The 17157-nt window shown below is 40.2% G+C and carries 15 protein-coding genes and 4 tRNA genes; 6 read left to right on the top strand and 13 right to left on the bottom strand.

Features of this window, described 5'->3' with window-relative positions:
- The first annotated feature begins 280 nt into the window (after positions 1-280).
- The gene (locus FTT72_RS14055; protein ID WP_180170943.1) at positions 281-532 is read left to right on the top strand and encodes a hypothetical protein; all 252 of its coding nucleotides are present in this window, start codon (positions 281-283) and stop codon (positions 530-532) included.
- 75 nt (positions 533-607) lie between these two features.
- Here the strand turns inward: FTT72_RS14055 and FTT72_RS14050 are convergent, their stop codons facing one another.
- From FTT72_RS14050 to FTT72_RS14015, 8 genes are all read right to left on the bottom strand, one after another.
- Positions 608-1090 carry a DUF2726 domain-containing protein gene (locus tag FTT72_RS14050; protein WP_218953505.1) on the bottom strand — a complete coding sequence of 161 codons (483 nt, stop codon included), beginning with the start codon at positions 1088-1090 and terminating at the stop codon, positions 608-610.
- Positions 1091-1112: 22 nt separating this feature from the next.
- A tRNA-Asn gene (locus FTT72_RS14045) sits at positions 1113-1188 on the bottom strand.
- Between the two features lie 255 nt (positions 1189-1443).
- Positions 1444-1519: transfer RNA gene (locus tag FTT72_RS14040), tRNA-Asn, on the bottom strand.
- A 217-nt stretch (positions 1520-1736) separates the two neighbouring features.
- Positions 1737-1812 (bottom strand) — tRNA-Asn (locus FTT72_RS14035).
- A gap of 5 nt (positions 1813-1817) precedes the next feature.
- Positions 1818-1893: transfer RNA gene (locus tag FTT72_RS14030), tRNA-Asn, on the bottom strand.
- Positions 1894-1980: 87 nt separating this feature from the next.
- Entirely contained in the window at positions 1981-2445 is a 465-nt protein-coding gene (locus FTT72_RS14025) for a hypothetical protein (protein WP_180026346.1), read from the bottom strand.
- A 259-nt stretch (positions 2446-2704) separates the two neighbouring features.
- Positions 2705-3331, bottom strand: coding sequence for a superoxide dismutase (locus FTT72_RS14020; protein WP_078192384.1), 627 nt, complete (start codon positions 3329-3331; stop codon positions 2705-2707).
- A 156-nt stretch (positions 3332-3487) separates the two neighbouring features.
- Positions 3488-4246 (bottom strand): Nif3-like dinuclear metal center hexameric protein, encoded by a 759-nt coding sequence (locus FTT72_RS14015; RefSeq protein ID WP_180178572.1) that lies wholly within the window; start codon positions 4244-4246, stop codon positions 3488-3490.
- A gap of 169 nt (positions 4247-4415) precedes the next feature.
- On the opposite strand from FTT72_RS14015, the gene FTT72_RS14010 reads away from it, so the two are divergent.
- Both FTT72_RS14010 and FTT72_RS14005 read left to right on the top strand, forming a co-directional pair.
- Positions 4416-5600 carry a trypsin-like peptidase domain-containing protein gene (locus tag FTT72_RS14010; protein ID WP_180178571.1) on the top strand — a complete coding sequence of 395 codons (1185 nt, stop codon included), beginning with the start codon at positions 4416-4418 and terminating at the stop codon, positions 5598-5600.
- 242 nt (positions 5601-5842) lie between these two features.
- The gene (locus FTT72_RS14005) at positions 5843-6043 is read left to right on the top strand and encodes a hypothetical protein (protein WP_180178574.1); all 201 of its coding nucleotides are present in this window, start codon (positions 5843-5845) and stop codon (positions 6041-6043) included.
- Positions 6044-6147: 104 nt separating this feature from the next.
- Here the strand turns inward: FTT72_RS14005 and FTT72_RS14000 are convergent, their stop codons facing one another.
- From FTT72_RS14000 to lipA, 3 genes are all read right to left on the bottom strand, one after another.
- Complete coding sequence (locus FTT72_RS14000) at positions 6148-6534, bottom strand: carboxymuconolactone decarboxylase family protein (RefSeq protein WP_005008801.1); 387 nt, start codon at positions 6532-6534, stop codon at positions 6148-6150.
- A 159-nt stretch (positions 6535-6693) separates the two neighbouring features.
- The gene (locus tag FTT72_RS13995) at positions 6694-9207 is read right to left on the bottom strand and encodes an acyl-CoA dehydrogenase (RefSeq protein WP_180173923.1); all 2514 of its coding nucleotides are present in this window, start codon (positions 9205-9207) and stop codon (positions 6694-6696) included.
- Between the two features lie 421 nt (positions 9208-9628).
- Positions 9629-10642 (bottom strand): lipoyl synthase, encoded by a 1014-nt coding sequence (lipA, locus tag FTT72_RS13990; protein ID WP_180010433.1) that lies wholly within the window; start codon positions 10640-10642, stop codon positions 9629-9631.
- Between the two features lie 206 nt (positions 10643-10848).
- On the opposite strand from lipA, the gene sthA reads away from it, so the two are divergent.
- Entirely contained in the window at positions 10849-12264 is a 1416-nt protein-coding gene (gene sthA / locus FTT72_RS13985) for a Si-specific NAD(P)(+) transhydrogenase (RefSeq protein WP_078190237.1), read from the top strand.
- 142 nt (positions 12265-12406) lie between these two features.
- The gene (locus tag FTT72_RS13980) at positions 12407-13519 is read left to right on the top strand and encodes an AAA family ATPase (protein WP_111885530.1); all 1113 of its coding nucleotides are present in this window, start codon (positions 12407-12409) and stop codon (positions 13517-13519) included.
- A 35-nt stretch (positions 13520-13554) separates the two neighbouring features.
- Here the strand turns inward: FTT72_RS13980 and chrA are convergent, their stop codons facing one another.
- Complete coding sequence (gene chrA / locus FTT72_RS13975; RefSeq protein ID WP_180178570.1) at positions 13555-14793, bottom strand: chromate efflux transporter; 1239 nt, start codon at positions 14791-14793, stop codon at positions 13555-13557.
- 335 nt (positions 14794-15128) lie between these two features.
- Here chrA and FTT72_RS13970 point away from each other — a divergent pair, with 335 nt between their 5' ends.
- Positions 15129-16112 (top strand): alpha/beta hydrolase, encoded by a 984-nt coding sequence (locus FTT72_RS13970; RefSeq protein WP_373686928.1) that lies wholly within the window; start codon positions 15129-15131, stop codon positions 16110-16112.
- 94 nt (positions 16113-16206) lie between these two features.
- Here the strand turns inward: FTT72_RS13970 and FTT72_RS13965 are convergent, their stop codons facing one another.
- Complete coding sequence (locus FTT72_RS13965; RefSeq protein WP_180178568.1) at positions 16207-17058, bottom strand: pirin family protein; 852 nt, start codon at positions 17056-17058, stop codon at positions 16207-16209.
- Between the last annotated feature and the right edge of the window lie 99 nt (positions 17059-17157).

Here is a 17157-nt window from a genome sequence, read left to right as displayed (position 1 = left end):
GAAATACGGTATTCTGATGTGACAAAACCTGAATCCTGGTCGTTAAAGTGTTTGTTTGCACTCATATTTTAACTGTTAGGACTCAGGTTTTTTTATTTAAAGCAAACTATGGGACAGCAGTGGCATGTCTCCTTTTTTTGCATATTGGATTATTAATCATTCAATCCGTGAAAATGAGGGGGTACAGTTAGTTCGAGCAAAGAATGTTATGAAGACTTGAGCGAATTTTGTTTTTTGCTATATTGGGCGTCGAATTATTTATGTAAATGAAAGAATAGTTATGTCTGAAGTAAAGCCAAAACCCAATACCAAAAAGATGATCATTTTGATGGCACTTGGACTATTGATTCCTATATTTTTGGTCAGTATGGCTTTTCTTGCAGTCAATAGTGATGCCAAAAACCAAGAAAAATATAAGCAACAACAAGCTGAAATGATTGAGCGTATTAAAGCAAAAGAAGCGGCTTTGGCTGCTGAGGCTGACCAAGCAGTATCAGAAGTGCTGGCAGCTCAAGAGTCAAATGCTCAATAAAATTCTGCTTACGTTATTGATGTGAATGCAATGCGCATTCACTCAATGTTCGATTGTACTTTACGTATTTAACAACTATTTATTTACATCATGCCTGAGCGTGTGAACTGTTGGAATACTAGTGTAGCGGATTACACGGTAGCCAGCTTCTTCAAGCATTGCATCACGTTCAGCATCTTCTTGCTCTTTGCCTATATGACTAGGGTCATCCAGTTCGATAATCACAAGCACATTATATGCTTGGTCTAGTATGACAAAATCAGTGACTTTTCGATTAAATCTATTTCTGATTTTGTAATTTTGATTGGTGATCAGTGCGCTAAATGCCACTTGGGCTAAAATGTGGTAGTCCGGAAATGCTTCATTTAAACGATGAAACATCTTACTTTCAAAGGCAGTGATTACACGACGTGGGAAAAACTTTTGTTTGCTTCTAAACAGTCTGGGAAAGACTAAGCAGACAAGGGCAAAAGTTGCCAAGCAACCAATAATAAAAAATGTAAACTGACTGAGATTTGGCACGAAATAAACTACATATATGAAAAAAGCCCACGTCATGATGCGTGGGCTTTTTAGAATTTGGCTCTCCAACCTGGGCTCGAACCAGGGACCTGCGGATTAACAGTCCGTCGCTCTACCGACTGAGCTATTGGAGAATCTGCACGCATTCTATGGGGCAAATGCAGTGAGGTCAAGTCAGAATTGCAAAAAATAAGGAAATTTAGGCTGAATGTATTAAATATAAACACCTTTAATATAAAGCGTTTTTAAAACTTAAGCTCTGACTATTCTTTCTAATGTGGTCGGAGAGCTAAGTGAATAGCTTAGGTCATAGAGCAAGTTATACTTATCTTAAAACAAAAGTCAGAGCATAAAAAAGCCCACGACATAATGCGTGGGCTTTTAGAATTTGGCTCTCCAACCTGGGCTCGAACCAGGGACCTGCGGATTAACAGTCCGTCGCTCTACCGACTGAGCTATTGGAGAATCTGAAGTGGATTCTAAAGATGTATGGGAGGGTGGTCAAGCCTGATTTAAATAAAATACTTAAAAATCAAATTAAGTGTTTTAAAAATAGCCGAATCAGACAAGTTGGTATTTATACGGATATTTTTAGGAAGGCAAAAACAAAAAAAGTAGGTATGCTTTTCTTAAACAGTAGGCAATAAAAAACCCACTTCACAATGAGTGGGTTTTTAGAATTTGGCTCTTCCACCTGGGCTCGAACCAGGGACCTGCGGATTAACAGTCCGTCGCTCTACCGACTGAGCTATGGAAGAATAGATGGCTCTCCAACCTGGGCTCGAACCAGGGACCTGCGGATTAACAGTCCGTCGCTCTACCGACTGAGCTATTGGAGAATCTGATGCGCATTTTAGGGATGAAAGCTAAAGTGGTCAAGCAGATTTGATGAAATGACTATTTGAATGTTTTTTTATTGTTCAAGTCTAGAAATTTTTTCTTAAATAGCGGTTATTTTTGAAGTTTTTTATATCATCTAGGTTGCTGATTTGCTTTATCGTCAAATTTTGTAGATTTAAATTTTTAAGCGTAGTTATGCGTTTCTCTTGATCTAAAGGAATTATAATTTGGAATAATAAATATATTTCTAAAATTTGATGGTTTGCGAAGGTATCTAAATGAAATTTAGAAAAAGACATAACAGGTTTAATGGTGTTTTGGAGTAGATTAAAAAGATTTTGATTGTGTTTGAATACAATCCTTAATAAATATTCATTACCGACAGGTAATAGGTTGTAGTGACTTTTTGTGTTGTTAATGGATATGCTTTCTATTTGATCATAGTTAAACTGAATTTTCATTATATAAAGTTGAATTATACAATCACTTTCGAAAAATCTAATTTGTGGCAGTCCATTTTTGATGATAAGTAAAATTAAGACGAATTCCATAATTGATAATCCAGTCAATATTAGTGCTGAATTAAAGCTATATTTAATAGATTCTTGAACATAAGAGTAACTCACATACTGGATTATAGTGATAAAGATAAACATCACTAATATTTTGGTATATTTTGCTTTTAAGATTAGTAATGGTTCTTGATTCATTCTTTTGTGTAGTATTGATTGTTGTGGCAGTATGATATTTAAAGCATAAAAAATCACCCTAAAAGGGTGATTTTTTTGACTTTTGGATAAGTTTTAAAACTTATTTTTCAACGCCAGCAGCTTGACCTGCATATTTAGCGTTTGCATAGTCCCAGTTCACTAGGCTTTCTAAGAAAGTAGAGATGTATTTAGGACGAGCGTTGCGGAAATCGATGTAGTAAGCATGTTCCCAAACGTCGATAGTCAACACTGCAACTTTACCGTGAGCAAGTGGAGTGTCAGCATTTGAAGTTTTAAGGATAGAAAGGTTGCCGTTTACTTCGTCAGCAACTAACCAAGCCCAACCTGAACCGAACTGAGTTGCAGCAGCATTTGCAAATTCTTCAGCGAATTTTTCGTAAGAACCGAAAGCTTCGTCGATTTTAGCTGCTAAAGCGCCAGTAGCTTTACCGCCACCGTTTTTAGCCATACAGTTCCAGTAGAATGTGTGGTTCCATACTTGGGCTGCATTGTTGAAGATACCAGCTTTAGAAGCATCGCCTTTAACAGCAGTGATGATTTCTTCTAAAGTTTTGCCAGCAAGGTCAGTACCTTCAATTGCTTTGTTTAGATTAACCACATAAGTATTGTGGTGTTTGTCGTGATGGTATTCTAAAGTTTCTTTGCTGATGTGCGGAGCAAGATCTTCGTAACCGTAAGGTAACGCTGGTAAAGTAATCGTTGTCATGTTTTCAATTCCTTGCATTTTGCTGGGTTTTGACATTAAGTGCCGTTATTGTAATAGATTCTTGCAGTAAAATGCGCATTGCTTATAAATAACAATACAGAATAAAGCCTGAAAATATACGTATAAGGACTGAGCCAAAGACCAGGACGATTTAAATTAAATCGGGTTATTTAATTCGAAATAACTATACTCAATATTGAACTGTTCTGAAATAGCTTTCGCAAGTCGTTGTACACCATAACGCTCGGTTGCATGATGTCCACATGCATAATAATGCACGTTTAATTCTTGAGCCTCATAAAAAGTGCGTTCACTCACTTCACCTGAAATGTACGCATCACAATCTAATGCAGCCGCCTTGCCAATAAAGTCCTGTGCGCCACCCGTACACAAACCAATTTTTTGAATAGAGGGTTTATCTGCCGCCAGGTGAATGGCATCAAATCCTAATCTTTCAGAAACGAACTCTTTAAACGCCGCTGGAGTCATGGCTTGTTTTAAATAACCAACATTGCCAATAGGATTGCGTTCAGTAGGATCTAAAGCTTCAATATTTTCTAATTCGAGCAAATCTGCTATCGCTGCATTATTACCTAAAGTAGGGTGACTATCTAAAGGTAAGTGATAACCAACGAGTGAAATATCGTTTTTGATCAGGCTTTTGATGCGTTTGCCGCGCATACCTGTGATTGGGTAAGCTTCACCTTTCCAAAAATAACCATGGTGTACCAATAGCAAATCAGCTTTTGCTGCTATCGCGGCTTCAATCGCTGTTTGTGATGCGGTAACTGCACATAAAATTTTATGCACTTCTGCTGAGCCTTCAATTTGCAAGCCGTTGGGAGCATAGTCCTTAAATTCATGTGCTTTGAGTGTGCTGTCACACCACTGAATAATTTCACTTAACTGAGCCATATACTGTCCAAAATCTCAAAGAGATGTATCAAAATTCATTATTGTTTAAATTGTAACTAAAGAATCACAAATCTCTGTGTTTATTTATAAATTTGTTGAAAATATTACATTAGAATACGATATAAATTATTTAGCCATCAATGAATTATAAAATTTAGAGGATATAAACGTGCGCCGGAACTTTACATGGTTACCTTGGGTGCTGCTGATTATCGTAATTTTGGGCTTTTTGGGCTGGCAGCAGCTGCAGAAGCCAAAAGCGCCTGTAACGCCTGATGGGGTGAAATTACCTGCAGAAAAAATTGAACCTTTAGTTAATACATCCCGTACAGGCGGTGTCGTCTCTTACAATGCAGCGGTTAAAGTCGCAGCACCTGCTGTGGTCAATATTTTTACAACACAAAAAGTCAAACAACTGGATCATCCTTTATTAAATGATCCAGCATTCCGTGAATTTTTCGGCAATCAAATTCCGGATCAGCTTAAACAAGAACCGAATGAAAACAGCTTGGGTTCTGGGGTGATCGTTCGATCTGATGGTTATATTCTAACCAATAACCACGTGATCGCACAGGCCGATCAGATCGTTGTGGCTTTACATGATGGTCGTCGTGCTGAAGCGAAAGTTGTGGGTACAGACCCAGATACAGACCTAGCTGTGATTAAGATTGAAATGAGTCAATTACCGGTTTTGCCATTTAAGCTAAGTGGCAATGAAGTCGGTGATGTCGTCCTAGCGATTGGTAACCCGTTTGGCGTCGGGCAAACTGTAACACAGGGCATTATTTCTGCTACAGGTCGTTCAGATTTGGGAATCAACACTTACGAAGACTTTATTCAAACAGATGCTGCGATCAACCCCGGCAACTCTGGTGGTGCTTTAATTGATGTTGCAGGGAACTTAATTGGTGTAAATACCGCGATCTTCTCGCAGTCAGGTGGCTCTTTGGGGATTGGTTTTGCCATTCCTGCAAAAGTATGTCAACAAGTGCTGAACGCTATTTTAAAAGATGGGCGAGTGGTTCGTGGTTGGTTAGGTATTAGTTTACTTCCAATTAAACAAGAAAATATTTTAGATCCACGTGTGAATGGTGTGATTGTCGCAGATGTCATTCGTAATGGACCTGCAGCACAGGCAGGTTTAAAACGTGGTGATAAAATCGTGAAAGTGAATAATGAGCTGATTACCTCGACCTCACATTTAATCAATTACGTTGCACAACAAGCGCCATTGAGCACTATGCAAATTGACATTGAGCGAGACGGAAAGGCGATGATATTGCCGGTACAAGTGGGAGAGCGTAAACTGCAAACTCAAAACAGTGACTCGCAATATATTCCATTACCCCGCTAGCATAGAAAATCCCTCTTCATGAGGGATTTTTTTTGAGTTCCTTTTTTTGTATATCGCTTTGAAGAGCTTCGTTTGCGCCAAACAATGCGCTTTGAAATTGAAATATCAATTACAAAAATGCATTGCATGCTTTGCTGAATTTGGCTTAATTTATAAGCAATAATAATCAGATAAGCGTATAAGAATATGAGCTTTTACCCGCTGAACATGCCAAAGTTTTATCCAGTCAAGCCAATTTAGATATCGCCTTATATAAGACACGTTTGGCTTTGCTGATTGAGGAAAATGCCAAACAGAGGAATACCGCCGTATTTACGGTTTTACCCAAGCATTTAGCTTTAGAAGAGATTCGAAGTTTATCTGCTGAGCTTACAGAATTGGGATATCAAGTTCGATTTGAAGTGAATGAATTCTTCTATAATTTTAATGTCTACTGGATTTGATTCGGGATTCACTGCATTTAAGGTCCTAAGTTAAAAACAAGATGAAACCCTTTAGAAAACCACGCTAAGCGTAGTTTTCTAAAACTGTTTTATAACGCAGTATCTTATTCAGATTTTTGATAGTCGTTAATGACTTCAAGCGCCGCACGAAAGGCTTCTTGAGTCGCTGGTGCACCACAATATGGCAAACTATGAAGTAATACTTCCTGAATTTCTTCTACAGTCGCCCCATTATTTAAAGCACCTCGGACATGACCCTTGAGTTCTGTTGGACTTTTTTGTGCAGTTAAAAATGCAATGGTAATCAGTGAGCGATATTTACGGGGTAAAACGCCTTCACGCTGCCAAGTTGAACCCCATGCATGCTCATTAATCCAATCTTGCAAAGGTTGAGTAAATGGCACGGTATTGTCTTGAGCACGTTTAACGAAACTTTCACCCATAACTTCAGTACGAACTTTTAAGCCATTTTCATAATCTTGTTGTGACATGTAGCAAACCCTCTGTGATGTAATTTTGCAGTACAGCCTATACCTTTGACTCTGCGATACCATTGGCTGATGGTCGTATAAAAAAGCCATCCCATTGTTTAACAGTGGAATGGCTTTTATTTTGAGAAAAATAAAGCTTAAAAGCGATGCAGAAGCTGATTAATAACGCAGGAAGGCTTCTGGTTCATCATCGGTGTGTTGTTGCTTTTTCACTTCTGGTGAAACGGTTAAATGTGGATTGGATAGCTCAAGTTCGTGGATGAGTTGCATATCGAAAACATCTGTGAGCATACTGTCATAGCGTTGAATGTTGTAAGTGCTGAGCTGTTCAGCTTCGGAGGCAGTAATGACTTTTTGTGCAATGGCATCGGCTATATGTGCTTCAAAAGTTAAACCTTTAAATTGGCCTTTAGATTCAGCTTTTTTAAATTGGTTCCACAGCGGTTCAATTTTCAACAATTGTAAAAAGGCATTTTCCATACGACCAGAAACTTCATCTGCTGCAGTGCTGTAATACACGTGCTTTTTCAGTTCTTGGCGGAAAGTATTATCTAGCATCATTTGAGTGGCAACTTCACGTTTTAAATGGTCTGTCGGTTTGGCAACAACTCGTCCAAACGGAAAGCAGATGATTTTTACTACACTTGCCGCTAGTCGCATTGGGAAGTTATCAAATAAACCATGGAAAGCCTCTTCGACATTGTACAAAGCTTTATCTAATGCAAGTTGCGCATGTAATTGTTCAGCTTCACTTCTTTGACCTTGTTCATAATATTTAAGAATAGCCGTCGCGATAAATAAATAAGAGTGAATGTCTGCAAGTCGGCCAGAGAGCATTTCTTTACGTTTAATATCGCCGGCTAAAAGGCCAAGACACATATCTGCAGTCAGCGCGAAATCAGCACTGAATCGATTAATTTTTTTATAGTAGGGGCGGCTAAATTCATCTGCTGAAGCTGGTGAGTCTGATGGGCCACCTGTGAACGCATAAGCAAAGGCACGTGCAGTTCGGTTAAAGGTATAGCCTAAGTGCTTAAAGAGCATTTCATTGAATGTATTGAGTGCAGTGTTTTTATCTTCGGCTTGAAGTAATTGTAGCTCCTCAAATAAATATGGATGGCACCGCATTGAGCCTTGTCCAAAAATCATCAGAGAGCGACTTAGAATATTGGCACCTTCGACAGTAATTGACACAGGAATGGCCTGATAATTCAAAGCTAAAAAATTACGAGGTCCCATTTGCACGGCACGTCCACCGACGATGTCCATGCCGTGATTCACCACTTTACGCATGGTTTCAGTGGCATAGTATTTGGCCATTGCAGTCATCACAGCAGGTTTGCCACCTTGATTCAAACCACATGTCACCAAATAGCGGAAAGCTTCAAGCATATAAGCATCTGATGCGATATCACTCGAAGCTTCTTGTACACCTTCAAAATTACCTACAGAAATTTTAAACTGCTGACGAACTTTGGCAAATGCACCAACATTTAAATATGCCATTTCTCCGGCTGCCGTTGACAATGCAGGGAGTGAAATACCACGACCAACCGCTAAGCATTCCATCAGCATACGCCAGCCTTTGCCGGCATTTTCAATCCCACCAATGATCCAGTCTAAGGGAATAAAGACATCTTTACCTTCAACTGTCCCATTCATAAATGGTGAGCCTGGATTATGACGAGGGCCTGTAATGACACCGTCATGACTCGCCGGTAGCAGCGCGCAGGTGATGCCATATTCCGTTTTATTTTTATCTCTCAATAAGCCATCTGGATCGTAAAGTTTAAATGCCAGACCAATGACGGTAGCAATTGGTGCAAGAGTAATCCAGCGTTTGGAGAAGTTCATGTTTAAGCCGAGCACCTGTTGTCCCTCAAAAGTGCCATAACAGACGACACCTGTATCTGGAATAGCGCCTGCATCTGAACCGGCTTCAGGGCTGGTGAGTCCAAAACATGGAATTTCTTCACCTTTGGCAAGGCCAGGGAGGTATCGGTCTTTTTGTGCTTCAGTACCATAGTGTAGAAGCAATTCCCCTGGTCCAAGCGAGTTGGGCACCATACAACTGACTGCGGCAGTCAGTGAGCGGGATGCAATCTTGCTCATGACACGGCTTTGTGCAAATGAACTAAATTCACGTCCTCCATACGATTTTGGAATCACCAGTCCTAAGAAACCATTATCTTTAATGAATTGCCAAGCTTCTGGTGGGAGGTCTTTATGTTTATGGTGAATATCCCACTCGTTGAGCATGCTACAAAGTTGCTCAACTTCATTATCAATGAAAGATTGTTCTTCAGCACTGAGCTGAGGATAGGGATAAGCCTCAAATTTTTTCCAATCAGGCGCGCCCATAAATAGCTCTTTTTCCCACCAACTGGTTCCTGCATCCAATGCTTCACGTTCCGTAGTACTCATACTCGGCATCGCATTTGCTAAGGATTTATAGGCAGGTTTGGTGAGCAGATTGAGTCTCAGTGGGTCAATCAGCACGATTAAACTTAAAGCAATTAGAGGGATGCCAAGTATTAATGACCATGGGCTTAAAAAGGCGAGTGCAATTGAAACGAATATCAGTGTTATTGCGCCTACAGCTCGTGAAAGTTCAAAGAAAAAAACGGCCCAAAGAGCAAAAATAAAGAGTACGGCACTGAGTATAAATAGCATTTGTTATGGCTCCAGTGACAAGGGCCAGAGCGTTATGCGTTTAAAACAGCCTACATGCGTTTAAAATGATCTCATCTTTTGTCTTTCTGATTTTAAAGTGCATGAGACTGTCAAAATGGCATCACTCGGCTGGTGAGTATGATTGGACAATTGCGCGAATATAATGAAAGCGCAAATAAAGTGTTATCAATAGATTGATTAATAAATGATCACAACACAATCCCTATCGGGCAAAGAAATGTCACATTACGTAAACTTGGATAATTCGATATATTGGATGAATATTGGATACTGTTTAAGGAACACACAATTTTCGAAAGATCTTATATTGGGAAACGAATTGGGCTTAGTGTGAAAGCCACAAAAAAAGCCCTCAATCAATGAGGGCTTTTAATTTGCGATGTTTTAAATCTTAGTGTAATTAGGCTTCAATCGCTTGCACTGCAATTTTCTTTGCAGGATCAGTTTTACGACGTACCGCAGGCACTGGCTCACCATAGTATTGACGGTCAGCAAAGTAACTTGAACGGACCATTGGTGCAGCCCAAATGTTTTTGAAACCAAGCTTTTGGCCATGTGCAGTGTAACGCTCAAATTCTTCTGGGCTTACAAAACGGTCAATAGGGGCATGTTCTTTAGAGGGCTGTAAGTACTGACCAATGGTGACATAGTCAACATCATGTGCTTTTAAGTCGTCTAATAACGCGATCACTTCTTCTTCAGTTTCACCAATACCGACCATCAAACCACATTTAGTTGGTACATCTGGGCAGTATTCTTTAAACATTTTTAATAAGTTTAGAGAGTGTTGGTAGTCAGAACCTGGACGCATTGCTTTATACAAACGTGGCACAGTTTCAATGTTGTGGTTAAACACATCAGGAGGGCACTCCGTCATGATACGAAGGGCAACATCCATACGACCACGGAAGTCAGGAACTAGAATTTCCAAAAGTGTTTTTGGGCTCAAGTTTCGAGCTTCTTTAATACAGTCAACAAAGTGCTGTGCGCCGCCATCAACTAGGTCATCACGGTCGACCGACGTAATTACGGCATATTTCAAACCTAGATTGGCAATGGTTTCTGCCATGTGACGTGGTTCATCTGGGTCAAGAGCATTGGGACGACCATGCGCAACGTCGCAGAATGGGCAACGACGAGTACAGATATCGCCCATAATCATAAAGGTTGCAGTACCGCCACCGAAACATTCAGGTAAGTTCGGGCAAGCCGCTTCTTCACACACGGTATGTAATTTTTGTGCGCGTAAAGTTGTTTTAATACGTTGAACTTCATCAGGGGCAGCCATTTTGACCCGAATCCAGTCAGGCTTACGAGGCGTTTCAACCGTTGGCACGACCTTCACAGGTATGCGAGCGACTTTTTCTGCGCCACGAAGTTTTACACCCTGTACAGGTTTACGGTTCTCAGACATATTCAACTTTTCCACTGTTTTTGACGAGGAGATATTCAAAAAATTAGCTCGATCATTATAGCGGACTTGAGCTTAAATAGGGGGAAAACGATATTCATATAATAAATGTGGTTATCACATAATATATGTGAGCTAAATATCCAAAAAAGTTAGGATATACGTCATAATACAGCCTAGATTAAAGAATATTTGTAAAGGAGCGTTGAATGCCACGTAAGAAAGAGGTCGTTAGTGGAACTTTCGTGAAATACGATGCGGTAGTTCTGGGTTCTGGCCCTGCGGGTGAAGGCGCTGCAATGAAACTTGCTAAATCAGGTAAGCGAGTTGCAATTGTAGATATGCGTGAACAGCTTGGTGGTAACTGTACCCATGTAGGAACAATTCCAAGTAAAGCATTACGTCAGACCGTTTCAAGCATTTTACGTTACCAACGTGACCCTATGTTCCAAAAAGTCGGTGAATGGAAACAGTTCACGATGAAACAGGTGTTACGTAATGCGCATAAAGTGATTCAACAACAAGTTGAAACGCATTCACGTTTTTATGACCGTAATAAAATTGATATTTTCCACGGCCGTGCGTATATCCAAGATCAAAACACTGTTTTGATTTTTAGCAATGAAGGTATGACGGAAACTTTAGTATTCCAGCAATTAGTGATTGCGACAGGTTCACGTCCTTACCGTCCTGCTGCTTTAGACTTTAATCATCCTCGCGTATTTGATTCAGACAAAATTTTGGATCTGGATTATTCAATCCAAAAAATCATCATTTATGGTGCAGGTGTGATTGGTTGTGAATATGCGTCTATCTTTATTGGTTTAGACCATAAAGTAGACTTGATCAATACACAGCACAAATTACTCAGCTATTTAGACGATGAAATCTCAGATGCATTGTCATATCGTTTACGTGAGCAGGGTGTACTGATTCGCCACAACGAGCAGATTGATCATCTTGAAACACATGATGATCACGTGGTTCTTCACTTGCAAAGTGGTAAGAAAATTAAAGCGGATGCGATTTTGTGGTGTAACGGCCGTTCTGGTAATACCGATGGTTTAGGCCTAGAAAATGTAGGTATCAAACCAAACAGCCGTGGTCAATTAACCGTGAATGATCAATATCAAACTGAAGTAGAGAATATCTTTGCTGCGGGTGATGTAATCGGTTGGCCTTCACTTGCATCTGCTGCATATGACCAAGGTCGCTGTGCTGGTTCTAACATGAGCGGTGAAGAAGGAATTGCACCTGTAACGGATATTCCTACAGGTATTTATACTATTCCTGAAATTTCTTCGATTGGTAAAACTGAACAACAGTTAACTGAAGAAAAAATTCCGTATGAAGTGGGTCAGGCATCTTTCCGTCATTTGGCACGTGCGCAAATTACCGGTGATACCGTGGGCGAGCTTAAAATTTTGTTCCATCGTGATACTTTAGAAATTTTAGGCGTTCATTGCTTTGGTAATAATGCTGCGGAAATTATCCACATTGGTCAGGCCGTGATGAACAGCCCGAACAATACGATTAAATACTTCGTAGAAACCACATTTAACTATCCGACTATGGCGGAAGCGTACCGTGTTGCAACATTGAATGGTATGAACCGCTTATTCTAAGGTTAAATTGAACTTAGAATGTGCAATGAAAGACCCGTAAGTTTCGGCTTGCGGGTTTTTTATGGGTAGAATAAAGTGCATACAAAATATACAGTCAATAAACTCATAATCATCAGCATTTCCAACTCATTTTAGGTAGCCCATGACGATCCGTTCAGTGACCATTCAAGGTTTTCGATCTATTCATCATATGAATCTGACCTTATCGCGTCTGAATATCGTCAGTGGTCCGAATGGTTGTGGTAAATCCAATCTATATAAAGCTGTACGTCTCCTGCATGAAGCTGCAAATGGCCAATTATCCCAAGCTATTGCAAATGAGGGCGGGATTCAAAAAATCATGTGGGCAGGTGGTCACCGTGCGGGTGATCGATCGAAAGACCCTAAGCGCATGAAGCTTGCAGTGGAGATGGAGCATTATGAATATCAACTTGAAATAGGTTTTCCTGAACCGCTCATCACCTTGTTTGCACTCGATCCTTTGGTCAAAGTAGAAGGAATTTGGTTGAGCGGCTATCAACGTCGAAAAATGAGCGAGTTGTTAGAGAGAACCAACCAAGCAGCATTTCTTAAAAATGTTGATGAAGAACGGATTGCTTATCCGATGTCTTTAACACCTGAAGAGTCGGTGTTTGGACAATTGTCCGATCCACACTTATATCCCGAAGTTTCACAAGTGCGTGAGACCATGAAAAACTGGCGCTTTTATCATGAGTTTTCTGTCAGTGGAAATTCACCGATCCGTGTCCCACAGGTGGGCATTCGTTCGCCAGTTTTAGCGCATGATGGTACAAATTTAGCTGCGGCTTTTGAAACTTTACGTGAGCGTGGCAACAGTGAAACCTTGTTTGAAGTACTAGAAAAAGCCTTTCCGCAGACCCAATTTTATGTGCAGGAAATGGGTGGGCGCTTTCAAATGATGATGCAAAAGCAAGGGATCTTAAGACCTTTAGAAAGTGCAGAATTTTCAGATGGGACTTTACGGTTTCTGTGTTTAGCCGTGGCTTTGTTGAGTCCTAGGCCCCCAAATTTTATGGCACTGAATGAGCCAGAAAATAGCTTGCATCCCGATTTATTACCTGCCTTGGCGATGCTGATTGCCGAAGCAAGTCGCTATACGCAGCTTTGGTTGACCACACATTCCAATGAACTGGTTGAAATGATCAAACAGTATAGTGATGTGCAGCATTATCAACTAGATCAAGTCGAGGGGAAAACAGTGGTCAAGGGCGCAAGCTTAATCGATGAGGATTAATTTACTCCTTGAGTTCTAGTTTTTTTTGCTTAAGTTTAAAAAGGCAGAAAAGTTAAAAAAGCGTAATAGCCGATAAAACTGCTTATTAAGCTGAACCAAACTGGCAGTTTGCTGCGAAGTAAAGCAATAACGACGGCAACAAATATAAAGTCTGTCCATTGAATGATGTATTTTTGGCTCATTTGAAATAGTAGACACAGTAATAAACCAACGACAGCCGCATTGATTATTTTTAAGGTGCCAAAAAGCATCGGGTATTTCATCAATTTATTCCAATAGGGCAATAAGCCAAACAATAATAAAAATGATGGTAAAAATATCGCTAACGTCGCGAGTGCGGCATTCAAGATTGGCACATCGGTCATGGGTAAAAGTGTGCCGAGATAGGCGGCGAAACTAAACAAAGGTCCCGGCATGAGTTGTGCAAGGGCATAGCCTAAGTCAAAATTTTCATTACTGATCAGTCCTGTAGAGACAAAGTCCTGATGTAAAAATGGCAAAATAATATGTCCACCACCAAAGACGAGGGATGCTGTGCGGTAGAAGCTTTCTAAGCTGAAAGCCAATATATTGCTATGTTGTATATCGAAGAATGGCAGAACGAAAAAAGGGCTGATAAAGGCGAGAAGCCATAGCCAAGAGGTGCAAGTATTTTCATGTGCATTCCGGCTAACATTGTCATGTTTGGGTGGAACTGTTTCGGCGATATTTGGCTTTTGGCTGCGTAATAGATTTGACGATAAAACTAAACCGATAATTGCAGCGCATAAAATCACCAAAACTTGATTTAGAGAAAATTGAAAGAAATAAATAAAAAATGCAGCTAAAAGCATGACTAGATACTGAAATTTTGTTTTACAGAAGCTTCGCATCATTTGCCAAAATGCCCATGCAACAACGGCTAGTACAATTAACTGAATAACATGAAAGAATAAAGTTGAGAGTTGATTACTGAGTTTTATACTTAAAGTGGCCGCGGCATACATCAGCAGGGCTGAAGGTAAAGTAAATCCTAACCATGCAAAACAAGCACCTTGATAGCGGTTGAGTTGAAATCCAATCGCCATGCCGAGCTGGCTACTTGTTGGGCCTGGAAGGACTTGAGCCAAGGCAAGCAAATGCGCATATTCATGCTCTGTTATCCATTTTTCTTGTTTCACAAAATATTGAAAAAACAACACCAAATGTGCCGCAGGTCCACCAAATGCAATACACCCTAATCTTAAAAAGGTGAGAAAGATGACAAGGTTTCGTTGTGGTTTGGACTGGCTCATGCGTTACCAATATTTAAAATCAAAAGTAAGGTTATGAATTTCTAAAGGATAAAATTATGAAAGTTAAAAGATCTTAAAGGCTGATTATTGCAGGAGTATGTAAATCCTGCTTCAAAAATATTTTGAAGTGCTTAGCAGGGAAAAAGATAATTGGACGAAGTGACATAGTGCTGTCCCACATGCACATGGCGTCGGTTTCCGCCGCTGATTAGCATCAGCACATACACATAAAAAATTGTCTAAAAATGACTTCTCCAAAATCAGACACCTTATCAAAAATTTTGAGCGCTTTATTGAAGTGGTTAATGAGTAGCATTGCATCGTTACTTTCAATCATGGCATTTGCAGATGATCAGCTACTTGCTTCACAAGCATTAGTAAGTTATACAGATCAAAACAGTTGGCAGGGCATTCAGCACTATCTACCCAAAGAATACCATTTAACAGAAACGCAGCGACCCAAAGAAGAGTGGTGGAGTTGGCAGGGTCATACTGTTCACTTAGATACTTATCGGAATCCACAGGCAAAAGTGAAGGTGATTCTGTTTCATGGTGTGGGAACAAATGGTCGACAAATGTCGATGATTTTGGGTCATCCTTTGGCACAACGTGGCTATGAAACTATCGCTATTGATATGCTCGGTTATGGCCTCACCCAAGTCAAAAAGGGCTCAAAAATTCGTTATGATGATTGGGTTCAAGCAGGTAATGACCTCATTGAAGCCGAGCTACAAAAAGATCATCGTCCTATCGTTTTGTATGGGCTCAGTGCTGGTGGTATGTTGACCTATCACGTGGCGGCAAAGAATAAAAAGGTCAAAGGCATCGTCGGTATGACCTTTTTAGACACTTCAAATAAAACTGTGCGTGATCAAGTCTCTTTGAATAAATTTATGAGCCGCGTGGGCAGTCCAATGGCTCATGTGACAGCACATACACCATTATCAGCATTGCCAATGCCGATGCGTTGGGTAAGTAAAATGCACCGTTTGGTGAATAATGATGCGGCATTGCAGGTCTTTTTAAAAGATAAAACGTCAGCAGGGAATACTGTATCGGTTAAATTTCTAGATTCGTATTTATATTATAAAAATGACACGCAACCGGAGCAGTTTGATGTCTGCCCAATTTTACTGACGCAGCCTGAACAAGACCGCTGGACACCTTTGGCTTTAAGTCAGCCATTTTTAGCACGGATTCATCAAGTTCCAATCGATGTTGTCATGTTGAAAAATGCAGGACATTATCCTTTGGAACAGCCGGGACTCGATCAAATGGTCAATGCAATCGATGCGTTTTATCAAAAAGTCACGCAATAATCTGTTGAAAGTGTGATGCGTAATTCATACCAAAATAGATATAAAAAAACCGCCAGAAGGCGGTTTTTTTATTGGGACTTTATCGTGGAAATATTTAAGCAAAATGACCATGTTGAAAATCATAAAATGCCTGACGTATTTCATCTTCAGTATTCATGACGAATGGTCCATGTGCCGCAATGGGTTCATTTAAAGCTTCGCCACTTAAAATAAGCAGTTTGGTTGCTTCAAAAGATTTAAGTTTCAAGGACGATATTTGGTCACTGACATATAAAGTCTGTTTCGCATCAAAGCGTTGACCTTCGATTTCGATCGCGCCACTTAATACAAAAATCATGTTATTCCACTGTGGGTTGAATGAAAATTCCTGTTCAGCATTTGCATTCAAGCGCACATCCAACACATTCATCGGGCTAAAAGTTTCAGCTGCGCCCAATGTGTCTTCAAATTGGCCAGCAATGACGCGTACCACGCCTGCATTTTGTGCAAGTTTAACTTCAGCAATATTGGCTGTAGTCAGTTCTTGATAGCGAGGTTCAGTCATTTTGGCATGACGAGGTAAATTGACCCAAAGTTGTACCATGTCTAAATTTCCGCCTGTTTTGGCAAAATCTTTAGAATGATGTTCTTCATGCATAATGCCTCGACCCGCAGTCATCCATTGCACTTCGTCTTTGGCAATGCTGCCGTGATTTCCTTTAGAGTCAAAATGCTCCAATTCTCCTTCATAAACAATGGTTACTGTTTCAAAGCCACGATGTGGATGTGATCCAACACCACGTTGATGATGACTTGGAGAGAAGTGATATTGGCCGGTATAGCCCATAACGAGAAATGGACTGGTTTGATTGCTCATTTCTTGCATAGGGAGCATAGAGTTTGTTGGGAAGCCATCGCCCACCCAAGTACTACGATCACTATGATAAACACGTTTGATTGAATTCATAATTCAGCCCTCAATTTATTGCTGCTGAGATCTATTATTGAGGTATAGTGAGGGAATGACAGGGCGAAAAACTCAACAGATTATTCTAAAAATGAAACA

This window comes from Acinetobacter sp. YH01005, assembly GCF_013420465.1.
GTDB lineage: Bacteria > Pseudomonadota > Gammaproteobacteria > Pseudomonadales > Moraxellaceae > Acinetobacter > Acinetobacter amyesii.
Note: the sequence above shows the minus strand (reverse complement) of the source record. Positions and strands in the feature narration are given on the sequence as shown.